1 protein-coding gene is annotated in these 2,037 nt (G+C 65.6%); it reads left to right on the top strand.

Annotation, left to right across the window (positions count from 1 at the left end; genetic code table 11):
• Window positions 1–2,037, top strand: a 2,037-nt coding sequence (locus AC1D15_RS29080) for a pilus assembly protein (RefSeq protein WP_477828754.1), incomplete at both ends; no start/stop codon positions are given.

Here is a 2,037-nt window from a genome sequence, read left to right on the forward strand (position 1 = left end):
ACTACAAGCCGATCGGCCTGCTGCACGAGTACGGCGAGAGCAACCAGGCCGAATTCGGCCTGCTCACCGGCTCGTTCTCGAGGAACATCGCCGGCGGCATCCTGCGCCGCAACGTGACCTCGTTCGTCCCTGAAGTGAACACGACGACCGACGGCACCTACACGTCCGTGGTCGGCATCRTTGGCACGATCAACAGGCTGCGCGTCTTCGGCTATGAATATGGCGACAGCAGCTACAACAACACCACCGACGGCAGCTGCACGTACCAGCTGACCGCGCTCACGAACGACCAGTGCGCGAGCTGGGGCAACCCGATCGGCGAGATGTTCACCGAAGCRCTGCGCTACCTGAAGGGCCTGGCGCCGGCGTCGGACTACGGATCGAATGCCGATGCGAAGGGCGACACGATGAACCTGCCGCACCCGGCCTGGGTGGACCCGTTCACGCGTGGCGCGACGATCAATGCCACCTATGGCGCGCCGCAGTGCCGCCCGATCGACATCATCAACTTCAACGCCAGCGTCGTCTCCTACGACCGCGACACGCAGGCACCGTTCGCCGACCTCGGGGCCACCGGTTCGCTGAACAGCTACGTGAATGCCGTCGGCACCGGTGAAAACCTGACCGGCACCTTGCGCTTCGTCGGCCACACGGCCAGCGTGGACGACAAGGCGTGCACGGCGAAGACGCTGGCCAACCTGTCCGATGTCGAGGGCCTGTGCCCGACGGCGCCGGCCTACAAGGGTTCGTACAGCCTGGCGGGTGCCGCCTACTGGGCGCACACCAACCCGATCCGCAATACGACGACGCTGCCGCTGACCTCGAACAGCGCCGATCCGAATTTCCACGTCAACACCTACAGCGTGGCGCTGGCACCGGGGGTTCCGCGCATCACGGTGACGACCGGCGGGACGACGCCCATGAAGGCGATCATCCAGCCGTCGTACCAGCTGTTCAAGTCGGCCGGCGACACCGGCAACGGCACGCTGGTCGACTTTCGGGTGGTCAGCCAGACGGCCACGCACGGCAAGTACCTGGTGGTGTGGGAAGACTCGCAACAGGGTGGCGACTATGACCAGGACGCCTCGGGCATCCTGGAGTGGGACCTGAACGGCACGACGCTGAAGGTCACCACCTCCACCTTCGCCGACGCGACCGTCAACCCGCAGGGCTTCGGCTACACGATCTCGGGCACCAACCGCGACGGCGTGCATTTCCACTCCGGTATCCTGAATTTCAACTACACCGACCCGACCAACCTGCCGGTCACCAGGACCGACGGCACCGCGCACCCCAACGTCAACACGTCCGGCGGTTGCAACAACTGCCAGAAGAACCAGCCGGCCAGCATGGCGACGTACACCGTCACCGGCAACACCGGCGGCGCGCTGGAAGACCCGCTGTGGTACGCCGCGAAGTGGGGCGGCTACAAGGTCACCTACACCAACGGCGTCGCGGATCTTCCTGATGCGACGAGCAAGTGGGACGTGAAGGACGCGAGCGGCGCGGCAACGGCCACCGGCGACGGCACGCCCGACAACTACTTCCTGGTGTTCAACCCGGATCAGCTGGAAGCAGCGCTGCGCTCGGTGTTCCAGAGTGCGCTCGAGTCGTCGAACGCGGCCCCGGCCGTCTCGTCCAGCCAGCTGACGACCGGCGGCTACAAGTACCTGGCCAACTTCAGCATCTCCAAGGTCTCGGGCGACGTCGAAGGATTCCCGATCCTGAGCAACGGTGCGTTCGCGACAGCTCCCACCTGGACCGCTGGTGCCCGGCTGTCCGCCATTGCCGCGAACTCGCGCAACGTCATCACCAATGACGGACCTGCGGGCATCGGCTTCGATTGGACGACGCTGAACGCGACGACCAATTACAAGGCTGCGCTGACGACCGGATCGGTCACCGCGCAGACGGCTGCACAGGCGCAGGCGACGGTCAACTACATGCGTGGCGACCGCAGCAACGAAGGTACCGCCACGGGCCAGCAGCGCGTGCGGCTGGCCACCAACATCATCGGGCCGATCGTCAGTGCGGCAC

The organism is Rhizobacter sp. P2_H2 (assembly GCF_056403375.1).